Genomic DNA, 24,455 nt, shown 5'->3' with positions numbered 1-24,455 from the left:
TAATAAGTTTCAAATTTTAATGCCATGATTTCTGAGAAACTCTCGCTTAATATCTATAGTGACATCGTTTCTACCCCTGTTGGATTGTTCCAGTCTAGATCCGAACGTACCGAACATTGTTCCAGGAGAAGTAAAGGCAATATTACTATTATTTTGGGCCAATTTATAATCGAATTTCCATTCATTTTGTTCCAATCTATAGATCACTTTTAAGAAAGCAGTTGCTGAAAGATATTCCAGTTCATCAACAAGCTGCAGATAATTATGCGCCGCCTCTTTACTTATGTTCTCAGCAATGCCTCGATAAATTTTATCTAAGATCTTGCTGTTCAGATCAGATAATGTTGCTGGTCGCCCAGAATAATGTGAAGGTTCCGGATGGACTCCGGATAATGTGAGTATTTCTTTAATTGTTAATTGGTTCATCGCTTTCACCCTTTGGTATTAATGGTTGAAGAATTTATTGTGTTCTATCTCTATATAAGTGGTCTCTGCAGCGATTGAGCTCAATTTTGAGCTTATCCGTAAGATACGCCATACGTCTCGGATGCAGACTGCTATCGAATAGATAGTTTTTAAAAGGCATATTTGGGGCAAGCCTTGTCTTATTCTCGAGATAGTGGAAAAGAGGTCTGGCATTCTTTCTTGAGATCAATTCCATTAACATTTCGTACTCTTCAATATCTAAATGAAAGTGGCCTTTAACGGGTAAGTTGAAGTCAGGCAAATTACTTTGTATTTTCTTTTCAAAAGGGTAAAGGGTAGGAAAGTGGCCCCAAGTCACTGACATCAGATATATCTCCTTTACGCCTTCAATGGAGGGGTGGTTGATGGCGAAAATCTGCTCTAATCGCTCATTCAACTGTTTTATTGGTTTTACTGCCATACGTTGAGTGTCTTTATCTACCGTATCTTTTACGCCAAACATCGAATCCATTTTTAACCGAAAGACTTTTGCCTCAACTGCAAAGAGAGTATCACCTAGTCTGATAAGTACATCGGGCGACTTTTTCTCTCCTTTATGTTTATGCTTAAACCTGAACTCTTCAATAAACTGATAATTTAGTCCGTATTGAACTTTTTTCTTCACAGCTTCCATTGTAATTTTCTCAACATACTTTTCAAATACTCTTCCATAAAAACTGATAACTTGTGTACTATCACTAGGGAAAGCGTGTCTAATTTTAAAGTAGAGCTCACTAAATATTGCATCATTTAATAACTTTGTACTGATAGGATAAAAGTTTTGGTTTTCTAATAACAACAATGGTTTGCTTCTGAAGAGTGAATAATCCCAAGGATCATTCACACAACCAGCAGCCCACTCTTCTCCTTCGCTTAAACTGAATGATAGTTCACGTACTATAGAGTGGGCTATATCGGATAACTGTGTGTTTTCAAATAAATTCAAACTCTTATTCCATGTAGGATTAATCACATTGCTCGTTTTAAAACCAATAATGAGACCAAGTATAACGCTGAAATAATCTTGTAAAGAGTATCCATATCGCTCAAGAAATTGTCCAGACAGATCAATATACTCTTTTTCTTCGAATAGAGATGGGTCACTAGCGATTTCAGAAAACATTAAAGACGCACGTGCAAAGTCAGACCCTAAGTCATTGTTAGTATTAAATGTTGAATTAGAAAAAACAGAGTAACTCACAGATTCTTCATCAACACTATCTTCTAAGTAGTCCGACAGTAATATGCATAGATGAATTATTTGATTCACACCTATCATTACGTTTTCAGATTCCGATATTTTATTATGATCCCCATAGGCAAGCACCCACTTCCATAGATAGAATAATCCCTGGGCTGAGTGTAATTCTTTATCTTCAATGAACTTCAACAGGTCACGGTTTCCAACATCCTGGTTTACTTTTCGAAACATCTCACCAGTAATCTTCTTCAGACTTTTATTAGAAGACGTCATCTGCGATAAGATCATAAGTATCCCACCAAGGTTCAACGATCTAATTTTCTCAATTATCAAATCAACCTCAGCCTTTTCCCCAGCAAAATCTGAGAATGTTGCGTAGGTGAAAATATGTTTTTCTGGATTAATCATTTTGAATACCCCTCATTCATTTGGTGTATGTATTTTTTGATCAAGATTTAATTTTCCTTCCGATCTGTATCAATAATGTTCTTTGTGGGAATAATGAAGTGAGATTCATGTACTACCACATATACATCTCTCAAAAATCAAGAAATTATTCTCACTAATTATGACAACGCACACCACCTCCCTCTTTTTCTACATATGAGACCCCAAAAATAGGTTCCGATAATTATATCTTATCGGAACCTACTTTGATAACCCTATTCTACCACGTGAATATCATTCGTATCTAGTAATTTCCTCCTCATTTTATGATATAGTTAACTTAAATATGTTTGTTAACACGTTAACATGCCTATAAATAAGGGATTATGTGTTAACATTAAATTGGAGGAGATCGTTTTGGATAAAGAGGAAAGAAAAGAAAAAATAAAGGGATTCAGAGTTGAGGAAGATTTTTATAGGGAGATTAACGATGTTATCAAGGGTTCTGGCTTCAAAGACTCTGAGTGGCTGAAGTCTGTAATGAATTTGAGTATGCTCCATGACATTAGAGCCAATGATCCGTCCATAGAAAATGACTTAGATGATCTAGTAAAGGTTTTTAATCGGGCCTATCACATTGTTATTCGACAGCATCAAAGAGCAGCTGATCAGATTGATGAGGTAAAAGATAAGAACCAGGATGATACAAAAAAGCTTGAGGATGAATTAAAAACTCTAAGAGAAGAATTAGCCGAGCAAAAGAAGGTGACCAAGAAACAGTCCGATGAACTTGATGAAGTACGGTTGAAAAACCAAGAATTAAATGAACGTATTAACCACTTTGATCAAGTAACCATTTCAAACGCTGAAAACATTCAGCTTAAAAATGAGAAGATTGAAAATTTAGAAACGAGGGTGCAATTGCTTATCGCTTCAGAGAACGAATTATCATTACTAAAAGAAGAAGTTCGTGTCTTAGTCTCTGAGCATGCTAGTGAAATGGCTACCTCTAAAGAGGTTGAGAGCACTCTACGAGCTGATGTGGAGAAGATGTCTCAGGAAATAAGCAAACTGAGTTCAGAGAGTATAAGAGAGCTGCAGAGGAAGGATGAGGATCATAAAAAGGAATTAGAAATGCAGGAGAAAGAATTAAGGATGGAGATGAGGTCTGCTCTACTCACTGAGAAGGATATAACCAACAAAGCAATTGAAGAGTTGAATCAAAAGCACAACGCTGTTATAAAAGAACTACTGCAGAGTTTTTCCAAAGAAAGCAAACAAGAAGATAAACAATAAAATATTTCATCCTGTTAACATCACAAATAATTAAAATAATGAACCCACCATTTGGTGGGTTCTTGTTTCAATACCTTAAAGAATAATCAATAAATGTCTTCCATTACCACCCTCTTCGTCGCCAATCAATACCAGATTGTGATCATCCAGGCCACATAAATCACAATATCCAAACCCATAATACACATAATTACTTCGCTAGGATCTTCCTAAAGTTTTCTTAACCAATAAGCCAGGATAAACATAATCACCAGAATAATACAAACCCCGAGTAACGCTGTTTTTGGATCGGTAAAAGTATACTGAATCACTCACAATAACCCCCTCCTACACGTGGTTATATCGTATAGAGATAGTATATTTCCATTGCTTCTCACTCCCCGGCTGATCATAGAGCGATTCCGTAGGCGTTCACTTTTCTTATGCAGCCTATCAATTTCATCGGCTTGATGTTGGTGTCCCTTTACTCACTCTTTTTTAGAATTAAATTCTGTATTAATCTTTTTGTTTGAAATTTCTCGACTTGCGATATTACAAAAAAGGATGAGACACTTCCCAATATGAAACTGAAAATATACTCAGGATAATTAGATAGTAATATTATTACATATAAAATCAGTGCAATTTGGAGAATTTTTTGTACAGAAGAGAGATTACTTATGAATCCAATCAGCTTTTTCTTACATGAATCAATCATATTAAACTACCTCCAGCCTTAGCGTGACTATTCATTTTAATTTTAAATATTAGATAAATTTGGGTCCGACGATTTATACGGTGGAACGAAGATGCAGATTAGTGATAATAATTCTTGGTAATAGAAGTGTTGTCCATCATTTGTATTTCTTCGGATTTTCGTGTTTTTCTTTTAATCGAAACCCTTTCTTCTAACTCTTCGAGATACTCATCAATAGTGCCTCCGTCATATTCAACACTAGCGATAAGTAACGCAGCTAATAGTTCTTCTTTCTCTACGTGAGTAAGCGATTGAATAAATTGAAATGCCTTATTTTGATCTTTATGAAATTTTTCTTCTCGAATCTCTTTGTTTATCTGGACAATTTGAACAAATAAATTTTTAATCCCCATGATCTAACCCCTTCTTCTTTATCGATAGCCAGCAAGTTTTAAATTTCAAAGCAAAATACGTTACATTACTAAACAGAGTGTTATTCCTCTAGTGTTTACCGGATGCTAGGGTATGTATAGGGACCGGCATTAATTACAGACGGTTAACCCCATAAGAGCAGTTTCTTGAAGAATAGATAAACGTTCAATTATCTTTAAAAAGATCTTTTGATTTATAGGTTGTAACCTCTATTAATTGATTATATTTTTTGTAACGCGTCACAAGGTGCTCATCATTGTCTTTTCTGTATATTTGGTGCATCTCATTCACTTCAAGCTCAACATCATCCCCGCGTCTGATTAGAATTTTCATCGTTCGAATCGGGTTTTTGTGATAAGAGGCGACGGCTAAAAAAGCAACTAATGCTGAGAAGAATAAACCTATAGTTAATCCTACAAAAAGTCCCAACATCACAAACTCGGAGTTTATTTGTTCATTCATATAAACACTTTCCTTCCTACCTACTTGATGGATGGCGCAATAAAGGCCGTATGTCAGACTCCCGTACTGGGATGCTTTCCTTTTTTAAAGCACCAATGAAGAACGGCTCAAGCCACTTCTTTTTCCCGATTCGCAAATAGAACAGTTCTTGTTCTTTCTAGATTCATGTATAGGCAATTTTGAAATTCCATTACCGATTCACTCCTATCCAATAAGTAGATTGATTTCGAGCACCCGCGTAGTAACTGTGAAATATTTTATTTGCTAAAGACAATAGTCCAGCATCAGTGAATATAACAAAATCTGAACGAGTGGTAAAATTTCAATTATGTTTGGTATCCAAGATACTCGTAAATGATTTGCTTGTGTGAGTCCATATTGGTGACAATGCTGAAATCTCACTCTAGGTGTGACCCAATTTTTCTTTCTGAAAAGAGAGTATTATTGTGCGTTGTTTCCTTTTTATGAATGATGAACCTTGGCCTTAAGCTTTGCCAGATTAAATATAAACTGATGAATAATTTCGTTCACTAGAGAGTCATTTAAAAGATCAACATCATAATCAGCCTCAGCATTCCTAATATGCTTAATTATGTTGCTAGCCATAATGGAGGATTCTTTAGAAGTTCGGCTCTCATCAAAGGATTTACCCGTGATGAGCCAATCAATGGAAACTTCAAAGTATGCAGCTAATAATGCGATTGTATTAAGGTCGGGTTCTCTTTTGTTTGTTTCATACATTCCAAGAGTAGACTTACCTATCTTTAAACTCTTTGCTAGTTCATCTTGGGTCATATTTTTAGTATTTCTCAAAGTGGCCAATCTTTCTCCTAATGTCATTTGATTCTCCTCTGATGAAATATTGTGGTCCCATTCTGTTTTTAAGAGATTGAGGTGTAGAATCTGTTCTGGTAGAGAAGGTTCTACGAGAGGTTATAAAAACAGCTCAAACGGAGCAGCAGCAAATACGCTACTGCTCCAATTTATTTGTTCTGATGTATTTCGAAAAAAAATTCGGTTTCAGGTGAACGCCAACAGACCTTATTCTATAATTGAACAGGAATAATTTCCTTATTTCGTCTCTTACCTTCACAGGCCACTTTTCGAATTATTTCCCATAGTTCATAGTTAGTAAGTTCTTGATAGGCATCTATCACTTCCTCCGGAACAGTTTCAAAACCTTCATTAATTTCATGTAATCGATCAATAAACGACTGTTTCACTGTGAATGGTGTCTCGGCCATAAGATAATCTAATACGATTTTTGTATGATTGGCCACCTTCTCGCCCTCCCTCCAAGGTTGAATTGATCTTTATTCAAACTTAATAAAAGTCCAAACCTTCAATTGTTTGTGATTGTTCAAGATAGTATGCATTCTCAATTAAATTAAATCTGGTATAAACATATGCACCTGCAGTTCCTTGATGGAAACCATTAAAATCAGCAGATACATATATCTTACATGTGATAAAGCCACCAATCATTTTACCAGTTTCGTTCTTCAAAGGACTTTCAGTAATGACCGTGTAATCATCTCCGAATACCAAATCCAAAATATACTTAAGTTCTTTTAAGTTTCTTCTTCCTTTGTAATATACACGCTCACCGATGTCGTTCTCTCTGAACTTATCTGAATTAAAGTAATTTCTAAGGTTTTGTTTCTTTTCTTCATATTCCCTTGAATTCATAACTGCTACCTCCAAACATTGATTTTGTTTAATATTCTTCGGCAGCGGCTTCAACTGATTCATCATTGTTCAATTTCAAATCTATCTCGCTGTAATCCATGTTTAGTTGATGACTAAGAACTTCTGCAATGTCATCTCGATCTCCAATTTCACCACTCCAGCCTTGCTTGCTTACTCTTATTGCGATCTGTGCAATTGGCTCCATTTTATATCCGTACCACTCACACATCTTATCTGCAATATCACCAGGATAAATTGTAATATCATCTTCTCTGTTATTGTGAACACGAATTAAGGTGTTTGCTAAATCTTGTTTAAAATCATCAACGTTTTTCCGATGATGCTTCAGCCGTGCAGTGATTACACCATCCTCGTTTTCTTCAATAATCTCAAAACGCTCATCCTTCTTTCGCTTCCACGCTTCTTTTGCAGCCAACACAGATTGTTCATCAGAATTATGTTTTCTACCTAATCCAACTCGAATTAGTTCCCTAGCAAACCGCTCATCTGAATCACTAAACCTCTCTCCAGTTATATGTAGATACCAATGCACTAACTCATGTAACAATGTACTCTTAATAGCCTTTTCACTTCTTCTAGCATTCACATGACTATTGAATGCGATTGTTTCAATGTCACTGCAGTAGTATCCAACATAATTATCCCAATCTAGACTGTCACGGTCTAAATCGATTACGATCGCAGGGATGTGATTCAACCCCCAATGCCTTCTCACAAGGATTTTTGCATGATTGTTTAGCCAATCGATTGATACATTTGGCATGTTGTTGCTCCTCCTCATCTTCAATTCAAAAAATCAGTGATCTCGTTATGATAAGCATGGCATAACGAGAGTGAAATCACTAATTTTGAAAGGTTTTTCTGTCGTGAGGAGAGAAGAAAGGTTGCTGAAATTGTATAACGACAAACTACAAAGAAAAAGACCGTTATAGAGGGACAAGGCCGGCCTTCTTCATTTTTTTGAAAGTGCGCTGGAAGTTACTCAGTAGAGATCGAAGTTCCAATTATGAGGGCGTATTTTCAATTCGAAACAGATCACTCGCCGGCCCTAACTTCTCTTCTAGCCAAGCAGTATTAAACAGATCGACCTGGTTCCATTCTGTTATTTCTACAGAAGTCAGTAAAGGTGTCTCAGGTACAGGTGATGTATCAAAAATATTAGTCGAAAGTGTCTGGCGCTTTATCACTTCTCGTACTGGAAACTCATTGTTGCCGTAAGGTAAGTACCTCGTCATGGTTACAGAACGAATTATTGATGAGTGTGTTCTTACCTGCTTTATAGTGAAAGGAAAGTATCGATATTCATCGCCAGCTGTGAGATTTTCAGGATCAAAGGTAACGTTTTGGTTATTTGAAGGCGAAAAATCACTATTTGTCGGGTACACAGGGATTCTTGTACCAGTATCATGGTCTATCAGAATAGCTTCGCCTTCTCTTCTCCTCTCAATAGAGTAGTTTGCTAATTTATATTCGCCCTGATTGTTAAAGTAACCCGTTTCATATTCACTGGCTTCAATCCTTAAATGAGCATTTTCAATGATAACAGGCATCATCACAGGACTGATTCCTAGAAGGCGATACACTGAAGGACCTAACGAACGAAGTCTTGTCTTAACATTAGAAATTATAGCGTTAGTTATTGTTGAAATATCATAGGTGTTGTTCTCGTTAATAGCTTTTTTAGTGTTTGAGTATCTTAAGCTTAAGCCCATGGAAAATTGATTGTATAACCCTAGTGGGTCAAATGAAGGGAAGAACTCTGGCAACGATAAAATCTCTCCTGACCCTATGATCTCAGACTCAAAATCAGCATCACGAACATAACTAAAAGACCAGGTACTGTTACTGCGTTCAAAACGTGTATCAATTCGAAACATCTTAAATGAGTTTGAATCTTGATCTAAGTAAACTCCAATCATTGGGGATTCATATGAAGCTGGTTTTCCTCTAAAGACGATATCTAGCACATTCTTAAGTGGACCTTCTTCATCATCAACATTCTCAAAAGTTAAAGTTCTCATTATAGATGGTAATTGTTCCTGAATCTGAGGTAGCAAAGCCACTGTCTTTCCTGCCATTGTCAAGAATAGCCTGTCGTCAAAAGAAATGTATTTCATCGCTATATCTGATTGGTCACCGGTCCGGACATTCGTTATTCTAAAGTCACTTATTAGACAACCTCTATTACCGTCTTTAATACCAATGATTAATGTCATTTACTGGGTCCCTCCATTTTCGCATTGTTTGAAATACTTTATCATATTACCTATGCATAGAGTAGTTCTAGGGTATTTAGATAGACCAAAAAACCCGTGAACATATTCATGGGTTTTGTCGTTCTCCATTTGAATTGTTATTACATGAGTTTAGCACATGCTAACATGGGGTCTGCCGACATTTGCTTTTGACTTCATCAATCTGAATATCTAATCATTAGTATAGCTTTACATATAACAAGAGAAAATGTATTGGCAGAGACCTTACCATTGAATATATTTGAATTAGGTTTACCTGTATAAAATGTATAAACCTTTTCCGTTGAGTCCCAAGTGAGCTGAAACTGAACTTCGATATCTTCGATTATATCCAGGAGCATTGTTGCATCTGAGTCACTTCGTGAATAGTGATTATATCCATTGAGTGATTCATTCATAAAAATAAACTCTTCAATAAATTTATCTAGTATCGGGCTTGAATAGACCTGCTCAATTTCTTCGGGGAGTATTTTTAGCTTCCCCCCATGTCTTCGCTCCAAGAGTAAATTCATCATCGCACTATCCAAGTAACTGCTCCTTCCCTAAAATTTGAAGTGTTCTTTAATTTTAATTTGTGCGCTTTCGTTGTGACGCTTCCACTCTTTAGCATCTAATTTATCTTGTTCACTGATCTTGTCTGATTCCATGAAGCCTTCAATGTTAGCAACGTTCTTCCCTAAAGCTCTCGAATTTCTGCAAGTTCAGGCTCACGGAACTGATCTATAAAAACTCAATATCTTTTAGTTTTTCTTTCAAAGACGGGCTTGCCCCAGGAGAAATGCTATTAATGTAATTGGATAATTTTTCACTCATGATTACTACTCCCTCTAGAAATTGGTTTATTCAATTATACTACGTAGAGGGTGGATATCTTCAATCTGTGGAAAACCTTCTAAAACAAATCAAACTTGACCAACAGAGCAGCCTTACAACGCATTTCAGGACTTGCTTGCATCAAGTCGTATACTTCACACACACCTTGTGTTTCAAGGTAGAACCATGTGATTGTTTCTATATAGCGCGAGCGATAATCCTCTGAGCCCATTATTTTTTCGACATCCATTGCATCAGAGATAGATTCGGAAAAATTTCGATAAATTTCTCGCCGTACCATTTTAACTTCACCATCAGGCCATTTTTTTGTGTCATACTCCCACACGATTTGAGGCATATCGTTGGCTATATAATTCCCCACAAGTGCATCTAATTCGTATCCTGGTTTTAATCCAAGGATAAGATCTTTTGTAACGTTTAGTGCTTGTGTCATCTATTAGACTCCTTATCTCGTATGAACGATTGATATGCTCATGAGTGAACACGACTATTAAAATTTTAAGTAGTCCTATTAGCATCGTGTCCCCCCTTTTTGTTGGTTCAACTTCGAACCCTCGCCTTCTAGAGATACAATGCGAAGTATCAATTCATTAGGTTAATTAATTTCAAATATCAAGAGTGTGCTTTATAGTCACTGACCCAAACTATTTATGATACTCTTTTAATCGTTCCTCTAGTTCTGGATCATCAGGATCTACGATACATTCATTATCTCCGCAAGCGCAGGACCAAGTAATTCTCACTTCACTTTCACATACCAAGCATTCAGGTAACTCAGAAGAAGTATCGCTCGAAAAGGGAGGATCATCTTTATATAGTGGGTATACCCTATCGAACCACCTTTTAACTTCCCTATCAGTGAACATATACATTTCTTTTATATAATCCAAGCCCTTTTTACTCTCTAACCATTGGAGCCTTGACTTCCTGTTTAACGGCTTCAAATTTATACTCACCTCCAAATAATTTTATCTATTTAATAAAGTTATTGGCTGGATCATCCCATCTCGTTCAGGCCAATCTTTTTTTGCAATACTCCAATACGATCTGAGGCGTTTCGCTTGCTATATATTTTCCCACGGTAGCAAGCCCTAATTTTTTCCGCAATTAGATCATTTGTAACTTTGGTATATCCCTAAAATATCGATTCTAGAATTGGTTCTGAAGCGATATAAATGAACACCAACATACCGATTATAATTATCGTCCATTGCCACCAACGAAAAGGATTGAAGCTCATGTGTGTTACATCCCCTTACTAAGGAGAGGACATCCTCAACCTTTAAATTTATCTCGTATCCATTGAACTGCCATTACGGTTATCGCCAGCGGAATCAACCATATTTTGTGATACCATGGGAAATCATCAGGATCGATCAGGTTCATGGTTTCACTCTTCTTCCTGGCCCAAAACTGTTTCCAGTACAAGCAACAGCCGTTCGATATCCTCCATGTCAACCGTATTGTCTGATTCTCTTAGGACTTCAACACCTAACTTTTCCAATAGCCTATAATCTATCACCCATCTACCTTCGCCCCCTGGTTGCCGTGGGAATTTGATCTTCCGTGACTCTTCAAGCTCCTTCTGGAACCCGTGTGCCGCCTCTAACGCCTCTCTATACATCCGATGAAGTTCATTACGACTCTCGTCCGTGGTCTTCAACAAAGCACGCTTTGACTCGTATTTACTACGCCATTGCTCTGCTTCATGCCCTTTTTCTACAAGTTCATTACGAAGTCGATTAACGTGGTTTTCCCCTTCACGTTCTTTCTCTTCAAGCACCATACGGAGTCGAACAGCTTCGTTATTCCAAATCCCTGCCTGTTTCTTGGCATACTCCAGTTCTCGAACAGCCACATTTTCTACATCAACCAATGCCAAAACATCATCAATTACGTTGTTACCATCAACCTTAACAGCAAGTGCATTGGGGCTCTGACGGAGCTCCAAGAATTCCTTACATACCACCAGTTCGCTCCCATCCAATAGCTTGTACACACGTTTACTCATAGCCTTTCTTTCCCTCCCTCAAATTAAGTGCAAATGAAAATTTCCCAATCAGCCGTTCACAATATCCGCAATTTATATCAAAGTAACGAAGTTCATCCGTTGAATTCTGAATTTCTTTTGGTGAATCGCCATCTTTGCTCCACACACACAATTCACATTGAGTGACAGATGCAACTGTATATCCCTCCTTGGTAAGGGGCCGTCAGCCTCAATCTTCTTTTTCTTTTATGTCCGGTACCCAGACGGTGAAGCCTGCGATCAGAAGAAATTAATGAGTAAAAACCATCATCTGTATCAATTCCTTCAGGTGCTACCGGCAACCCCTCTTGCTATGTGGCATCGAAATCGGACTAAAAGAAGAAAGAGGAATTTTGAGTCGGAGGATGGGCCTGAATCAGATTGTTATTATGTTGTCGTGGGAATACCCCTAAACCACATGTTTCGGTTATCAGTTTCCAGGGACCTTTTCATATTCTCCCAGTGTGTTTAGACGGTCTGGACACTGCCTTTCGGGTGTTTCTTTTTCAGAAAATTTCCGCAATGTTCTGCTTTATGAAACGTTGTTACGTGCAGATTTTCGTTCGCATCTTCCCATCTGCACCCAAATTTTCTTTTAATGCAGCAGCATACACCCAACAGGGGATGAATCCTATCACACGGTGAGTTTTCTGTTTCTTCCGCATATGTGTCCTGCCTCATTAAGGGGTCAAGCCGAAACTTGTTTTAATCCAATGAATCAATGATTACTTCTGGGCCACTAAACTTCCAATATCGATTTTTACCGAACATCCTATCAAGCACAGATTGGAGCTGAGCAACGTCTTCTTTGGTGATTTTACCTTCAACCTCAACATCCCAATCCTCATACATCTCTTCGCGTTCTTGCTCAATATAGCACTTGATCATATGATCAGCATTAGGGCTCCAAGTAGTAGGCGTACATATTTGCCAATCATGGAGTGCGAGATCTCCATCATTACGAATCATCTCTCTTACTCTTTCAACAGGGTATGTGCAATTAGCACCCTCATAACTCAAATGCTCATCACTGGACACCTCAGATATTTTCAGTTTCCGGATTGTCTGTGTCATAGTGCATTCCTCCCTAAGAATCTTTGTTTAAAGCGTGTTAAATACTTATCAGCTCCTGGATCTACCTATCATAAAGCTAATGAAAAATATAGAGAGAGCAACAATGGAATATGTTAAAACTTCATCAGTAAATACCATGCGAACACGGATATCATCTAACTTTTTGGTGACTTGCATTAACTGATAATCAAGAACGGTTTGATTCCATAAATACAAGCTAAAACAAACTCCGATTAATAGAATGCTAAGTATTATCCTGATAATTGAAGATCTATATAAAGAAAGTTTGACTGGATTTTTCTCATTAAAAGATAATACGAAAATAGCCACTAAAACAGGAAGCGATGTAAATAGTAAAATCACAAAAATATTTGTTAGCATTAGGTCCCTCCGTCCGATATATGAACCTTATTCATAACCAGGATCTACGCAGCTCTCCTGCTGATCCAATGGTATTTCCTCTGGTGGGGGATGAACTACAACCTCTTCAATATCCTTTTTAGCCGAAGTAAACCATTCAATTAGACCGCCATAATCACTTACCTCACCCATAATACCGCTATGCATTGCAAGTAAATGATCAAAGGTGTACCAGTTGGATAGAGGGACGTGTTCTTCCCTCACATCCGATACATAATCACATTCACCCAGTTGGATAGTACCGTCATCTTCATAAGGTATCGTGTCATTGGAACAATAGACATAAGCTTCAGTCCCTTCCTCATAACATCCCATTTCGGATTCCAAAGTTGGCTTCCCACACTTAGGACATATAGAGGCAAGTTCTACATCAGCTTGTAGTTTAAGTTGATGATTGCACCAGATACGTGCCAGCCTTTCTGTGATCCTTACCTTTCGTGCATATAGAGCGGGGTTTTCATATATACTCATTTGTTCCTTTCTCCTTTCCGGACGAAGGTTGAACGATAGGTTTTAATGTATTGACTAAGTCTCTCTAGTGCATTTAGACTCGATTCGAGGTGAGTATATGATAGTTTATGGTATTGAAAATAAGGATGGCTTTTTTTACAACTTTGTTTTACATGACTGGTCCACATGGTCAGAACATTGCCAATTACCCAGCAAGGATCTTGCCGACAACTTATTAATGCTGTATGAGGACAATCCAACATTTTGTCTAACCAAGGTAAGTCCCGTTAGTCTTGAGAATATCTGATATTATGAATACGGATGATTAACGAGTTCTGGGCGAACACGATAATACCTACGCCGATTTATGATCGTCGATTCACACCAATCTTTCTCAAATTTGAGTAAGGCTGTGCCTAAACTGGATTTGGGTGAAGAATAATGAGTTGTACATTGGTCCAGGATCACATTCATCGGGGTCCACCCATCTTGGATCTCCTTTGAATACTTGAGCCTGACTGAATCATAACGATCATGCATTCTCATAAGAAATTCACGAAGCCTTAACATCGTTGTTCGGTATGTAGTGATATATCCTCCTCCACTCGTACCCCCTTCAGGTGAAAGACTCTCGTGATACTCATTAATGCTTTCTGGGAGCAATGAAGTGATCCGCCGGTTTAAACGTGGACGTAATACAATTTCAACTTGTCCCATTTCCCCAACATATAATAAGCCTATTCCATACTGGCGCATGATGCGTTCGGCAAACTTGTGGATGTGTTTACCATGAGAAAGCTTCATACGCTTGTGTTGGATCGGTTCTGGTACTGCTGCGTAAATTAAATGTGCGTGGGGTTCCCATTCTACACACTGGCCCATTACATCTAAGTTAAGAGACTTTTTGAGTTCAACAACAGTGACAATATCACCATGAAGACCGAGTACGTCAGCCCGTCTTAATGTGCCCCTGTGGGGTTGTATTTCTGAATACACAATACTTCCTCCATGTTCTAACCAAGCCTTCACAGGAGCAAATAACTCAGTTTCTTTCAATGCAGTTCCCCCTTTAAAAACTATGAAAATGTAGAAGAGTGAATGTGACAACCTTACTTTTCACTCGATTCAGTGGTAACTACACGTACCGCCCATTTTGCGAAGTTCCCTGAGTAGCATGACTTCTCTTTCTTTTCCTTTCCGTTGCGATCGATCGGGATATAAAAAATATCTCCAAATAGTCCTGACCCATCTACTCCACAGATACGGAAGCGAGTCACCCTTCTTTTAAGCCCGCTCTTACCCATATATGTTCTATGTCTTTTAATAGCTGAAGGTTCCACCTTGTTTATTCACTCCTACTAGTAGGTGGGAGGCGTAAAATAATATAACAGCTCCCTCCACTCTCATATTAAAAACCAGGTATCTAATACTTTTTTGACTTCACGATATTGGCGGCGGTTTATTACAACACTATTAAACCCTTTTTCACGAATATAGAATTTCGTTCCCTCGGTATAGATAGGCCGTTTTAAAACTTTTTTCCAGGGATTTGAACCGGGTTGCTTAATTTCTGCTTTTTTAAGGTGCTCAATCATGTTAAATACCTCCTTTGGTAGTTATTTATCCGGAGTACAGTGCATCCAATTGTTTAACGTCAAGGTTAAAGGAATTTAGATCTCTTAGAACACTAAGCTGTTGTTGCTTAGTCATTCTTTCAAAGTTGCTTCTAATGAAATTCAATTGCTCTTCTGTAGGCTCTTCCCAAATGAAACAGTGACAACCTCCATCACCTTCTTTACCAACCCATGGATGACAACCGAATTTAATAAAAGAAGGTATCTCATTGCTGCTTCCGTGAAACTGGATCTTGTACTCCACTACAAGTTTGGAGGCCAAGCGTTGATGTTCTTGGTACTTGCATTCGAAAAACTGTCCATCTGGAGCTAAAAATCCGGACAACCCAAAGTTTATTTTCACTGCTGTACACCTCACCTTTTTCAGTTTGAAGACTAGATATATTTACTACTCATAGTCTGTCAGGTTAGGATGTTAAAATCGAATTTGCAGCGTTTTATTTTATAATTCCAAAGAAAAATCCCTCTCTTATCCAGTGAGGGATCTCGATTACGAATACCATATAATAATCGATGCCAAAAGAGAAATTTATCTACCGACCGATTAGTATTTCTATTTCGGTTGTCTTGGACGTCTTCGACCAATTAATCTTCGGTATACCAAACATCATTATCTTTGAGCTCCCTAACCGATTCATGTTGAGACTCACCTTCACACTCCGGACAGTTTACCCAGCAGACTAAAAGATTGTCTACCCACTTGTTACCACAAGTAACGCATATCCAAGGCAGTATCCTCGGCACGTCTATCCCTCCTATTTTCAATTAATAGATCTCTTAAGGCTAGCTGAGAAATGTTTCAAAGCCGGTAACCGGTATGTTTTCGCTTGTTTGTCATCTAAGGATATTCTCTTCAGCGCACGAGATTTTGGCCTACAATGTATTCTTATGTGGTCATTATTGTCATATTTATTTGTGGGATGAGAGTGTACAAAACCGTACCAAGATGGTTTATTAAATCTGGGTATTGAGAAGTTGCTAACGATACCATAAATACTAAAGTGAATTAACCAGGTCATACTATGCCTCCCTAGTAGAGATTGAAATTCAGCAGAAAGGTACTTTATTCACTTTCTGCTTTCTGATGAGATTTAACTTCAGAAAAGTTAGTAAAGCTGCTTTACACCGCTGTGCAGGAGTTGCGTGGACAATTTGATAGATGCTATCCAAAGTAGGTGTTGTTTCAATCAAGTTCAGTTCTAATACATTCTGTAACTCAATCGCGTATTGCTCTCGAATCTTGGGGTCTTGATCTAGGACCGATTGCATTTTCCATGTGGCTGAAATGTCCTCTCCATACCTTGGGCAATCCAACCAAGCATTTTCATCACTGTTCCGCCATGAAGCATTTTCCCAACGCTCACCGGATAGGGGTTGCCATGCTTTATAACCGAAGTGCCCAATCAATAATCTGGAATCTGGGCAATCTTCCTTTCTAATCACGTTCGCTCTGAATATATGTTGAGCCACCTCTATTCCAAGTTCTAGCGGCTCCATCTCCAGCACTTGCTCTCTAGTGAACAATATTGCTTCTTGCGTCATCTTATATGTCCTCCTATAGGTGCTGCATTTTGAGTCTATCTGTGCATTATGCAATATTCCATCACATAAAGAGTACTACCTGATTATCAGACCTAGGGATTGCAACTGCATAACCCATTCACCACGATAGAGTGTATATTGTTCATGTTTTGGTTAGTTCAACCCTTAATTTTATGGTTTCTCCATTGATAAACCACAACGATTAACACTCATAGGTAGAATCCATAGTTTGTGGTACCAAGGGAAATCGGACAACTTAATTAATCAGGTAAAGGGTTTCCTCTCCCCTCTCTGTTCCTCTTACAAGCCATCAGTTGCTTCCAGTCAAGCAAACTCATTAGCGTAGGGATTTACGATTACCATACAATAATCGATGTAAGAAGGGAATTTTTGACGAATTCTACTTAAAATAAGTCGGTTCTCCACTCTGTAAATCATTCGACTGCTCTATCTTTATTGATTACAATTCTTAAATGTGGCCACGAAGGGATTAATATATCTTGTACTCCTACATGCTGAACGCCATCTGTCCAGGTTCCCTTTGTGCGTATTTTTCAATCGTTAACCTGTTGCCTGATCCCATACAAAGTTCTGGCACATTAGCCTGTACTAATACTTTAGCGAATGGTGGAGGTACGGCATTACCACAACGAGCAACTTGATCACTTTCACTTATTTTCTTTCCGTTTAGATCTCTATCAATAATGTATTCTTCAGGAAAACCTTGGCCTCTAAACAATTCTCTAGATTTAAGCATCCTCATACGGATATCAATAATTCGGTATTCAACACCATGGATGTTAACCAAACCGAGTTTTTTCTTATCAAAGGTGGGGTTCTGCCCTTTTGCAACACAGCTTTCATAGTATCTCTGTAAAAAAGTCTGTACTTTTCCAAAGTGGGTGCCACCCGCTGTAATCGTTTGAATCGGTTTCTTAAGTGGTTGACCGATATTTTTGCCGCGCATCTTTATGATATGAGTGGCCACTAATGTTTCGTGAACGGGTGGAGTATCGGATTTTGCTAGGGTTGGGTAGATTAGCATGTGCTGAGTGCCCGTCGTAATTGTGCGTAAAGGCTCCAAAGCTGAACTACCAGGATGACCGGATGTGTTCACACCAAGAATAGGAGTAATAAGCAGATGCTCTGCTTTTGATGTAATGGTGGTTAAAGGATCTGTGATTCTATATTGCAATCGATCTTTTGCATATCCCGTTTGGCCTATCCTTGCGATAAAAGGAGTCAATAAACCCGAATTACTTTTATTCATGTAAGATTCTATAAATGCTTGAATATCCTCTGATCTATCAAAATCTGAATTAGTGATTGTATAAGGCATAACAAAAGGGTTTGGATCTTCAATAATGAACTTCTGTATTCCTCTAGCGATTCGGCTTAATGTATTATCTGCTAAAGGACGTACGGCTCTAACTCCGTAATTTTCTTTTATTTCTTCTGAGGTATCAAAGATCGATGTGGCAGGAATTGTCCAATCTATTATTTCTGCTGCAGGGTGCCATGGTTTCAAATTTCCAGATTTAAACTCTTCGCTTTCTGGATTACCATGAGTTGGTTTTGGCCAAACGATTGCTCTTCCGTCATTACGCGCAATCAGAAAGAAGCGATTGCGGCTTGTCGGTGCTCCATAGTCACATGCTAGCAGTTCCTTCCACTCCACATCATAACCAAGGCGCTTAAATGCATTCACAAAAGATTTGAACGTTTTACCTTTCTTCTGCTTATCCGGATATCCATCTTTCGTCAGCGGACCCCAAGTCGTAAATTCTTCAACGTTTTCCAGTATGATCACTCTTGGCTTAACTGTGGCGGCCCAACGTACTGCTACCCAAGCAAGCCCACGAATTTCTTTCTCTACCGGCTTCCCACCTTTTGCTTTGCTAAAATGTTTGCAATCTGGTGAGAACCATACTAACCCTACAGGGCGGCCTCTAACTAGCTCTCGAGGATTAGCGTCCCAAACTGATCCACAGTAGTGTTCGGTATCAGGATGGTTTACTTTATGCATTGCAATAGCGGCCTTATCATGATTGATAGCAATGTGTGGGCTGTATCCTAATGCTAATTCCATACCAGTGGAAGCTCCCCCTCCACCGGCGAAGTTATCGACAATAATTTCTTGTAGCATAGTCTGAGCTCTCCTATTGATAGATATAAGCTAGATTAGACTAGCTACAATATAGTTTGTCATTTAAAGTAGATTGGGGTCGAATTTCCAAAGATATATTTGAAAAATAAAAAAACGAAAAAATCCCTCTCTTTTACAAGGAGGGATTTATGATTTATATGATCATGCGAAGTGGAAAATTAACCAGATACTATTTTAAGATCTACTGCACCGGAGGGGCTAGAAAATTGCACACTATTTAAGAATGTCACTTCAACACTTTTAGCAAGCATTGCGATAACCTCGTATTCAAGTGAACTCAGTGCATCAAGATGACTCTCCGGAATAACATGTATCAGCTCTTGGAGCTTTTCTGCATAGTTACTATGTATCTTTTGAAAACTAGGATTCCTTTCAAGTCTTTCTTGCAAACGTGTAATTTCGTTATTTGATTTATCATCCATCTTATTTTGGTTCATTTTAGCTTCTCCTTTAATTGCTCCAGGTTGTCATATTAATGTATAATCGCTACATCTCTGTATTAATGAGGTGAACTATGGCTCTTCAACGAGGGAGATGCCGTTTAGACGAGTTGCTTGGTGGTTTAGCACCTGCAGAATTTGCTCGGCGTATGGGCGTAAACGAATCCACCGTGTCCAGATGGAGAAGTGGAGAACGTTTGATGTCCTACGAAAGTGCAGTAGAAGCAGCAGCTATTCTAGGTTGTCATGCTGAAGACCTTTACTACTGGATTTAAACGGTATTAAATGAGTAGGTACTTTCTACTCTTCCCTCGGCAGAAACTTGCCTATACTGGCAAGTTTTCAAGGAAGAAAATGATCTATATCACGTGCAAATGCACTCGCTCTGGTTCCTTTGTCTTAGTTCCATGTTATATATTTATAAAAAGAAAGTAAAGCTGTATTCAAATTCTGAATAGGCGACATCAGAAACCATATTTCGACATATAATGACACTAAATGCATGATAAACCCATCAATTTATCTTCATTAATGGGTTTTTTTTACGTAATTATTGTATCACTTTAGCAATGTCTTCCTTTCACATCATTCAACTTCTTCAGCTTTACAGGAGGGGTGTTTTTTCTTTCTAGTTTGAAAGCGTAAATCAATTGATGCCAAAATATCTTTCGCCAAGCGTTGAATCATCTCGATATCTCGTATAGACCTTGTTGACAACAATGCACACAAGTCGATCAGAACTGTCTCTTTCGCTTTTTCATTTTCGGAAAAATAATTGTCATTGTAACTTCTGAAGAATTCGCCAAGAGAGACGCCAAGTGCCTCTAGTAAACGTTCCAAGGTATCTAATGATATATTTCTCTCACCACGTTCTATGCCTCCAATATAAGGCTGAGGCAGACCAACCTTCTCTCCTAATTGTTTCTGAGTGTAATTCTTACTTTTCCGAACAATTCTTATTCTTTTTCCTACATATCCATTAATTTGAGTTCCCAGAGTAACCACCTCTCTTAATAGATTTGGCTAGTTGAAATCATTTTATACTTCTACCTATGCCGTACCGCTAAGTTTAAATCCCTTCTCAGTTCAAGGATGTCTATCCAGAGATAAATTTTGCGTTTAGTCTGCATCTTCAATAAATCGTTCCAAAAAATTATGTAGATGTCCAACCTGTCGAACTGAAAATGTAGCTGTGTGGGACAGTGGACTTCAAGATTTACTAATTTTGTTTAGTCTAACTTGTGTCTAAGCGGATCTGGAGTACAACATTAGATAACATCTTAGGAAAGCTTAAAGACTATCTAGTCAAGAATCGCATCCGACAAATCTTTCCTACATCAAATGATAATAGGAATCAAAGGAATCAAAAATTTAGACACTTCCCTATCAACCACATTTGTCATAAAGTATCATTATTAATATAAAAACACTGTAATTATAGTAGGAGTGATACTTCATGTCAGACCGAACAAACATCCCCCTCACGGTATCTCATAGCATTATCGCAGCAGAGTGGGATTCTGAAAGAAATAAGAAGTTAACACCAGATAATGTCCATGCTGCTTCACATCGACGGGCATGGTGGGTTTGTGAGTACGGACATGCTGAATTCAACCCGGTACGGATCAGAGTACGTGACATTGGTTGTGCAGCATGCAAAAGCGCTCGATGGAAGAAAGAAATGGCTGAACGCATCAAACAAAGACATGAACTTGAGGGTTCTTTCAAGGATCTGGAGTATCGTCCGGAAATGAGTCTAAAAGAGATACTCAAAGTAACTACTGCTATCGAGGGAAGTCTTGAGGACTTAATTGATAAGAAGAATGAGGTACGCATATATAACTGCCTTAAACGAACAGGGCTCACCACTATCGATGATATTCTAGAATTGAACTATGAGGAATTGTGCCGTGTGAGAAACCTAGGGGATCTATCGCTCGGAAGATTGTATGAGATATTGAAAGATTATACGTCTAATTATAGTAATTAATCGGTCATGAAAAAGTGAAACAGCAATTTTACACTTTTCTTTTGAACTGTCTAATTTGAAATGGACTTTAATAACGTTGGATATAGTAAAAATCCGACACAGTTCAGGTTCGACTGGTCGGATTATCACGTATATAACTGTTATATTTCATCGTAAGTTCAACAAATTCATCATATCGAGCTTTAGCGATATAAATATATTTAGAATTTTTATTTGGTACTTCATCAAAGTATGCTCTGAACCATTTTTTATCAAATTTTCGTATTTTCCCGATATCGGGGATGTCTCCTCTATCAGATCGAACAAAATGACAATCACTCGCCCAAAGTGTATTTAAAAACCTTTGAATCTTTTCACCACTGATGAGATGAAGAAAATCATCACTTGTGTGAGCTTGCAGTTCTCCTTTTACAATCCGGAAGAATAGAATCTTATCTACATGAAGAGATTCGAACCCTGTTAGTCCTTCAGGATGTCTGCTTACTTGTAATGTTCCATTCCATTCCATGATGTGTCCTACTTTTCCTTCTGAGATTGATTTTGTTTAAGCAACTCAGCCGGTGGCTTTGGTGAATGAATCCACCCTATGCAACTAAGCACTTTTACTTTTTGGTCCGCAAGTCCTCCAAGTGCATTTGTAACTTTACTTAGGTCCATTTTATCCAAGAGTAATCACCTCCTTATGTGACAAACGAATGAGCGAGATGGATTGCAGCGCAAATGTTACTGCAAGAACAGGCGATAAGAAAATGAAATTAAAGAAAATGATTTGTACTGATAGAATACGTAGATATTTATATTCGCTTTTTGGTATAACGGTATCTAATTCTATTCGGGATGGTGCAAAGATAGCAGCAAGTATTGCACTGAGTCCGGTAAGTATTAACACAGTATTTGTAGACAGATGAATGTAAGGTATTACGTTTGACAAAATAACTGTAGTAACAATGCATTTCCAAGATTTAGACATATGGTAGCCGCCTGAGTATTGTCTTAATATATACGAGGCAAAGAGAATAACGGCAGTCTCTATGAAGTGTCCTAATATTAAGGCAATTGGAAGTGAAATAAAAATAGTGAGTAGAACATTAAGTATGATGATAAGAATGAATTCGATTGTTGCCACTGAATATCGGGCATTGGGGCTCCGGTCGATGAGCCATACAGCCATTTTATTTGCCACTTTTGAAATCATAAGCTCTCTCTTTCTTAACAGCGAAATAGATGAGAATGCATACTAACAAGCTAAGTGCTAAAAACGCCATTACGAGGTCATTCTGAATGAATACATAACCAAAGCCGGCGAATAGCAGAATACATAAGGGGAGGCCAATGACAGTATCTAAGCTAAATCTGAGTTTTGTGAAATCTGCAGAATAACCGATCCCTTTATTAAATAGATAAAGTGAGGGCAGAGCGATCACTATGGCTGTAACTGTTTGTCCAATGAATTGATCTAAAGAAGCACTCTGTGCTTTTTCCAAAGAGATGACGGTGTTGGTCAAGATGAGTAGAAGCCCAGTTTGAATAATGAAAAAGAGTACATACGTTGAGAATGCTATGATTAGCCCCCACCAAAATGGTGCTTTAACAACGAGAAGTTGGAACGCTGTAAAAATGATAAGTACGATGATTGGGAAGATCTGTTTGAGGTCAACTGCTTCTCTCATAAAAAAGGATAAGAGCGCCACAATAAAACTTACTAAAGAGATTTCCTTTAAATAATGCTGAGGCACTAATCTAACGGCTGCTAAAGCGAGAATGAAATAAGAAAATGTCTCTATGAACGAGAAAAATATATATCCTATGTGCAGGATCATTCGTAAACTGCTCCGTTCTAATTTTGATTTTCTATTGTAAGAATAAGAAAAAAACGACCACCATACAACTTTACACAAACTAATTTTGAAATGAACGACAGGTAGCTAGTACTTGATGTAAAAATTTCTTATAGTGATCTTCCTTTCAAAAAGCAAGAAGACCATTTGAAATATAGGCATGAATACCTGTTTCAAATGGGCCCACTTTCGATCATGTTAATTTATTGGAAAAATCTATTTATAATATATATGCTTAGATTATTTTTGTAAATCAAAAGAACTACATCCTGTCATGATCCTGCATATAACCCCTACAATAGTATCTGATTATTTTGTACCAGGTGATTCATTACTCGATTTTTTCCATCTGACTTATAATACGTTTATTAACCGAGAGGAGATCAATATTATGGATCAAACTATTTATTATGGTACTAATTTTGAAGGTAAAGAAGTAGCAGTTAATCACAAGGAGCGTTTCATTCACACATTAATTACGGTTGAATCCAAAGAACAGCGAGATGAAGCAATGGTTAAGCAAGTTAGCCAGGACTTAGATAGACTTGCTTCAGGTCAAGCGTCTGTAACGATTTTAATCACCGAATCAGATTCTCAACTGGCTCTAATACATTCACTAGCTTCGAAGTATAAGGTATCCATGTACACCGTTGATGCCGCTAATGTAACAGATCCAAATGATCCCTCTTTAATTGAGATTTATAAGTCGGGCGGAATTATACTGGTGAAATTCAATGTACCGGAAATTGCTAAAGAGGCGTATTATGAGGAATTCTTTAAGAATAATATCTCATTCATCTTTGGCAGCAAGAGGGATGATTTGATTCCTACCTTCATAATAATTGATCAGTCTATTGGTTACTTGTATAAGGAGAATAGCACTCATTCTAAAAACGGACTTACCACCTTATTGATGATTGGGAGAAGTAAATTCATTGGTGTGACTCTATTGCTGGGTTCAGACATCAACCTGTCATCAAATATAAGAGCAAACATTTATAACGTCATTGAATTTAACTCGGAGCATCAATGTACGTGTCAAAAGTTTTAATACAAAAACACCAGGATCATTGACCCTGGTGTTATCTTTTGTTGTTGATGTCTAGAGCCGTTAAATTGTGATTTTTAATAGTACATGTACTTGTCCTGCGAT

The 24,455-nt window shown here is 37.8% G+C and carries 30 protein-coding genes; 4 read left to right on the top strand and 26 right to left on the bottom strand.

The annotated features are described in order from the left end of the window. Nucleotides 1-9: 9 nt before the first annotated feature. Together ACX9NY_RS30765 and ACX9NY_RS30760 are read right to left on the bottom strand one after the other, a co-directional pair. A complete protein-coding gene (locus tag ACX9NY_RS30765; protein WP_472480050.1) occupies nt 10-426 on the bottom strand; it encodes a hypothetical protein in 417 nt (138 codons plus the stop codon). A 34-nt stretch (nt 427-460) separates the two neighbouring features. Continuing rightward, nucleotides 461-2,074: a hypothetical protein gene (locus tag ACX9NY_RS30760; RefSeq protein ID WP_472480048.1), complete on the bottom strand. Its 1,614-nt coding sequence runs from the start codon at nt 2,072-2,074 to the stop codon at nt 461-463. Between the two features lie 396 nt (nt 2,075-2,470). Between ACX9NY_RS30760 and ACX9NY_RS30755 the strand changes: the two genes are divergently transcribed. After that, nucleotides 2,471-3,349, top strand: coding sequence for a hypothetical protein (locus tag ACX9NY_RS30755; RefSeq protein ID WP_472480046.1), 879 nt, complete (start codon nt 2,471-2,473; stop codon nt 3,347-3,349). A gap of 795 nt (nt 3,350-4,144) precedes the next feature. Here ACX9NY_RS30755 and ACX9NY_RS30750 read toward each other — a convergent pair. The 19 genes from ACX9NY_RS30750 to ACX9NY_RS30660 all read right to left on the bottom strand — a co-directional run bounded on the left by ACX9NY_RS30750 (nt 4,145) and on the right by ACX9NY_RS30660 (nt 19,471). Continuing rightward, nucleotides 4,145-4,438 carry a hypothetical protein gene (locus ACX9NY_RS30750; protein ID WP_472480044.1) on the bottom strand — a complete coding sequence of 98 codons (294 nt, stop codon included), beginning with the start codon at nt 4,436-4,438 and terminating at the stop codon, nt 4,145-4,147. 184 nt (nt 4,439-4,622) lie between these two features. Then, entirely contained in the window at nt 4,623-4,919 is a 297-nt protein-coding gene (locus tag ACX9NY_RS30745) for a hypothetical protein (RefSeq protein ID WP_472480042.1), read from the bottom strand. A 462-nt stretch (nt 4,920-5,381) separates the two neighbouring features. Further along, entirely contained in the window at nt 5,382-5,759 is a 378-nt protein-coding gene (locus ACX9NY_RS30740; RefSeq protein ID WP_264932382.1) for a helix-turn-helix domain-containing protein, read from the bottom strand. 206 nt (nt 5,760-5,965) lie between these two features. Further along, nucleotides 5,966-6,199 carry a hypothetical protein gene (locus ACX9NY_RS30735; protein ID WP_472480040.1) on the bottom strand — a complete coding sequence of 78 codons (234 nt, stop codon included), beginning with the start codon at nt 6,197-6,199 and terminating at the stop codon, nt 5,966-5,968. Between the two features lie 43 nt (nt 6,200-6,242). Next, on the bottom strand, nt 6,243-6,608 hold the full coding sequence (locus ACX9NY_RS30730) for a hypothetical protein (RefSeq protein WP_472480038.1): 366 nt from the start codon (nt 6,606-6,608) through the stop codon (nt 6,243-6,245). A 28-nt stretch (nt 6,609-6,636) separates the two neighbouring features. Next, nucleotides 6,637-7,392, bottom strand: a complete 756-nt coding sequence (locus ACX9NY_RS30725) for a SprT-like domain-containing protein (protein WP_472480036.1) — start codon at nt 7,390-7,392, stop codon at nt 6,637-6,639. Nucleotides 7,393-7,633: 241 nt separating this feature from the next. Continuing rightward, nucleotides 7,634-8,845, bottom strand: coding sequence for a hypothetical protein (locus ACX9NY_RS30720; protein ID WP_472480034.1), 1,212 nt, complete (start codon nt 8,843-8,845; stop codon nt 7,634-7,636). Nucleotides 8,846-9,042: 197 nt separating this feature from the next. Further along, on the bottom strand, nt 9,043-9,411 hold the full coding sequence (locus tag ACX9NY_RS30715; RefSeq protein ID WP_472480032.1) for a hypothetical protein: 369 nt from the start codon (nt 9,409-9,411) through the stop codon (nt 9,043-9,045). A gap of 365 nt (nt 9,412-9,776) precedes the next feature. Continuing rightward, nucleotides 9,777-10,151 carry a hypothetical protein gene (locus tag ACX9NY_RS30710; RefSeq protein ID WP_472480030.1) on the bottom strand — a complete coding sequence of 125 codons (375 nt, stop codon included), beginning with the start codon at nt 10,149-10,151 and terminating at the stop codon, nt 9,777-9,779. Nucleotides 10,152-11,108: 957 nt separating this feature from the next. Next, nucleotides 11,109-11,729 (bottom strand): hypothetical protein, encoded by a 621-nt coding sequence (locus tag ACX9NY_RS30705; RefSeq protein WP_472480028.1) that lies wholly within the window; start codon nt 11,727-11,729, stop codon nt 11,109-11,111. Between the two features lie 723 nt (nt 11,730-12,452). Further along, the gene (locus tag ACX9NY_RS30700) at nt 12,453-12,821 is read right to left on the bottom strand and encodes a hypothetical protein (protein ID WP_472480026.1); all 369 of its coding nucleotides are present in this window, start codon (nt 12,819-12,821) and stop codon (nt 12,453-12,455) included. Between the two features lie 48 nt (nt 12,822-12,869). Next, a complete protein-coding gene (locus ACX9NY_RS30695; RefSeq protein ID WP_472480024.1) occupies nt 12,870-13,202 on the bottom strand; it encodes a hypothetical protein in 333 nt (110 codons plus the stop codon). Between the two features lie 27 nt (nt 13,203-13,229). Next, a complete protein-coding gene (locus ACX9NY_RS30690; RefSeq protein WP_472480022.1) occupies nt 13,230-13,712 on the bottom strand; it encodes a hypothetical protein in 483 nt (160 codons plus the stop codon). A 288-nt stretch (nt 13,713-14,000) separates the two neighbouring features. Beyond that, entirely contained in the window at nt 14,001-14,747 is a 747-nt protein-coding gene (locus ACX9NY_RS30685) for a hypothetical protein (protein ID WP_472480020.1), read from the bottom strand. Between the two features lie 347 nt (nt 14,748-15,094). Beyond that, nucleotides 15,095-15,286 carry a hypothetical protein gene (locus tag ACX9NY_RS30680; protein ID WP_472480018.1) on the bottom strand — a complete coding sequence of 64 codons (192 nt, stop codon included), beginning with the start codon at nt 15,284-15,286 and terminating at the stop codon, nt 15,095-15,097. Between the two features lie 25 nt (nt 15,287-15,311). Then, nucleotides 15,312-15,668, bottom strand: a complete 357-nt coding sequence (locus ACX9NY_RS30675) for a hypothetical protein (RefSeq protein ID WP_472480016.1) — start codon at nt 15,666-15,668, stop codon at nt 15,312-15,314. A 704-nt stretch (nt 15,669-16,372) separates the two neighbouring features. Next, entirely contained in the window at nt 16,373-16,867 is a 495-nt protein-coding gene (locus ACX9NY_RS30670; RefSeq protein WP_472480014.1) for a hypothetical protein, read from the bottom strand. A gap of 508 nt (nt 16,868-17,375) precedes the next feature. Continuing rightward, nucleotides 17,376-19,013: a DNA cytosine methyltransferase gene (locus ACX9NY_RS30665; protein WP_472480012.1), complete on the bottom strand. Its 1,638-nt coding sequence runs from the start codon at nt 19,011-19,013 to the stop codon at nt 17,376-17,378. Nucleotides 19,014-19,192: 179 nt separating this feature from the next. Further along, nucleotides 19,193-19,471, bottom strand: a complete 279-nt coding sequence (locus ACX9NY_RS30660; protein ID WP_472480010.1) for a hypothetical protein — start codon at nt 19,469-19,471, stop codon at nt 19,193-19,195. A gap of 77 nt (nt 19,472-19,548) precedes the next feature. On the opposite strand from ACX9NY_RS30660, the gene ACX9NY_RS30655 reads away from it, so the two are divergent. Then, nucleotides 19,549-19,749, top strand: coding sequence for a helix-turn-helix domain-containing protein (locus ACX9NY_RS30655; RefSeq protein WP_264932424.1), 201 nt, complete (start codon nt 19,549-19,551; stop codon nt 19,747-19,749). A 310-nt stretch (nt 19,750-20,059) separates the two neighbouring features. Here the strand turns inward: ACX9NY_RS30655 and ACX9NY_RS30650 are convergent, their stop codons facing one another. Continuing rightward, nucleotides 20,060-20,479, bottom strand: a complete 420-nt coding sequence (locus tag ACX9NY_RS30650; protein WP_472480008.1) for a helix-turn-helix domain-containing protein — start codon at nt 20,477-20,479, stop codon at nt 20,060-20,062. Nucleotides 20,480-20,930: 451 nt separating this feature from the next. Here ACX9NY_RS30650 and ACX9NY_RS30645 point away from each other — a divergent pair, with 451 nt between their 5' ends. Continuing rightward, nucleotides 20,931-21,464 carry a zinc-ribbon domain-containing protein gene (locus ACX9NY_RS30645; RefSeq protein ID WP_472480006.1) on the top strand — a complete coding sequence of 178 codons (534 nt, stop codon included), beginning with the start codon at nt 20,931-20,933 and terminating at the stop codon, nt 21,462-21,464. A 103-nt stretch (nt 21,465-21,567) separates the two neighbouring features. Here ACX9NY_RS30645 and ACX9NY_RS30640 read toward each other — a convergent pair whose 3' ends face one another. Genes ACX9NY_RS30640 through ACX9NY_RS30625 form a run of 4 tightly spaced genes read right to left on the bottom strand, consistent with a single transcriptional unit; the run spans nt 21,568 to nt 23,284 of the window. Next, nucleotides 21,568-21,972: a hypothetical protein gene (locus tag ACX9NY_RS30640; protein ID WP_472480004.1), complete on the bottom strand. Its 405-nt coding sequence runs from the start codon at nt 21,970-21,972 to the stop codon at nt 21,568-21,570. An 8-nt stretch (nt 21,973-21,980) separates the two neighbouring features. Further along, nucleotides 21,981-22,130 (bottom strand): hypothetical protein, encoded by a 150-nt coding sequence (locus tag ACX9NY_RS30635; protein ID WP_264932430.1) that lies wholly within the window; start codon nt 22,128-22,130, stop codon nt 21,981-21,983. Next, nucleotides 22,123-22,635, bottom strand: a complete 513-nt coding sequence (locus tag ACX9NY_RS30630; RefSeq protein ID WP_472480358.1) for an accessory gene regulator B family protein — start codon at nt 22,633-22,635, stop codon at nt 22,123-22,125. The genes ACX9NY_RS30635 and ACX9NY_RS30630 overlap by 8 nt, the downstream gene beginning before the upstream one ends. 1 nt (nt 22,636) lies before the next feature. Then, nucleotides 22,637-23,284: a hypothetical protein gene (locus ACX9NY_RS30625; protein ID WP_472480002.1), complete on the bottom strand. Its 648-nt coding sequence runs from the start codon at nt 23,282-23,284 to the stop codon at nt 22,637-22,639. A 409-nt stretch (nt 23,285-23,693) separates the two neighbouring features. On the opposite strand from ACX9NY_RS30625, the gene ACX9NY_RS30620 reads away from it, so the two are divergent. Further along, on the top strand, nt 23,694-24,353 hold the full coding sequence (locus tag ACX9NY_RS30620) for a hypothetical protein (RefSeq protein ID WP_472480000.1): 660 nt from the start codon (nt 23,694-23,696) through the stop codon (nt 24,351-24,353). Nucleotides 24,354-24,455: the final 102 nt, after the last annotated feature.

Source organism: Paenibacillus sp. CB74, assembly GCF_055687625.1.
This window is presented reverse-complemented; position numbering and strand designations above follow the sequence as displayed.

Coding starts and splice junctions, on each gene's coding strand:
- ACX9NY_RS30725 (WP_472480036.1), bottom strand. CDS start 7,392: ATGCCAAATGTATCAATCGATTGGCTAAACAATCATGCAAAAATCCTT.
- ACX9NY_RS30670 (WP_472480014.1), bottom strand. CDS start 16,867: ATGACGCAAGAAGCAATATTGTTCACTAGAGAGCAAGTGCTGGAGATG.
- ACX9NY_RS30680 (WP_472480018.1), bottom strand. CDS start 15,286: ATGATTGAGCACCTTAAAAAAGCAGAAATTAAGCAACCCGGTTCAAAT.
- ACX9NY_RS30690 (WP_472480022.1), bottom strand. CDS start 13,712: ATGAGTATATATGAAAACCCCGCTCTATATGCACGAAAGGTAAGGATC.
- ACX9NY_RS30655 (WP_264932424.1), top strand. CDS start 19,549: ATGGCTCTTCAACGAGGGAGATGCCGTTTAGACGAGTTGCTTGGTGGT.
- ACX9NY_RS30750 (WP_472480044.1), bottom strand. CDS start 4,438: ATGGGGATTAAAAATTTATTTGTTCAAATTGTCCAGATAAACAAAGAG.
- ACX9NY_RS30630 (WP_472480358.1), bottom strand. CDS start 22,635: ATGGCTGTATGGCTCATCGACCGGAGCCCCAATGCCCGATATTCAGTG.
- ACX9NY_RS30710 (WP_472480030.1), bottom strand. CDS start 10,151: ATGACACAAGCACTAAACGTTACAAAAGATCTTATCCTTGGATTAAAA.
- ACX9NY_RS30745 (WP_472480042.1), bottom strand. CDS start 4,919: ATGAATGAACAAATAAACTCCGAGTTTGTGATGTTGGGACTTTTTGTA.
- ACX9NY_RS30625 (WP_472480002.1), bottom strand. CDS start 23,284: ATGATCCTGCACATAGGATATATATTTTTCTCGTTCATAGAGACATTT.
- ACX9NY_RS30640 (WP_472480004.1), bottom strand. CDS start 21,972: ATGGAATGGAATGGAACATTACAAGTAAGCAGACATCCTGAAGGACTA.
- ACX9NY_RS30700 (WP_472480026.1), bottom strand. CDS start 12,821: ATGACACAGACAATCCGGAAACTGAAAATATCTGAGGTGTCCAGTGAT.
- ACX9NY_RS30660 (WP_472480010.1), bottom strand. CDS start 19,471: ATGAACCAAAATAAGATGGATGATAAATCAAATAACGAAATTACACGT.
- ACX9NY_RS30765 (WP_472480050.1), bottom strand. CDS start 426: ATGAACCAATTAACAATTAAAGAAATACTCACATTATCCGGAGTCCAT.
- ACX9NY_RS30730 (WP_472480038.1), bottom strand. CDS start 6,608: ATGAATTCAAGGGAATATGAAGAAAAGAAACAAAACCTTAGAAATTAC.
- ACX9NY_RS30620 (WP_472480000.1), top strand. CDS start 23,694: ATGGATCAAACTATTTATTATGGTACTAATTTTGAAGGTAAAGAAGTA.
- ACX9NY_RS30695 (WP_472480024.1), bottom strand. CDS start 13,202: ATGCTAACAAATATTTTTGTGATTTTACTATTTACATCGCTTCCTGTT.
- ACX9NY_RS30665 (WP_472480012.1), bottom strand. CDS start 19,013: ATGCTACAAGAAATTATTGTCGATAACTTCGCCGGTGGAGGGGGAGCT.
- ACX9NY_RS30760 (WP_472480048.1), bottom strand. CDS start 2,074: ATGATTAATCCAGAAAAACATATTTTCACCTACGCAACATTCTCAGAT.
- ACX9NY_RS30740 (WP_264932382.1), bottom strand. CDS start 5,759: ATGACATTAGGAGAAAGATTGGCCACTTTGAGAAATACTAAAAATATG.
- ACX9NY_RS30720 (WP_472480034.1), bottom strand. CDS start 8,845: ATGACATTAATCATTGGTATTAAAGACGGTAATAGAGGTTGTCTAATA.
- ACX9NY_RS30645 (WP_472480006.1), top strand. CDS start 20,931: ATGTCAGACCGAACAAACATCCCCCTCACGGTATCTCATAGCATTATC.
- ACX9NY_RS30705 (WP_472480028.1), bottom strand. CDS start 11,729: ATGAGTAAACGTGTGTACAAGCTATTGGATGGGAGCGAACTGGTGGTA.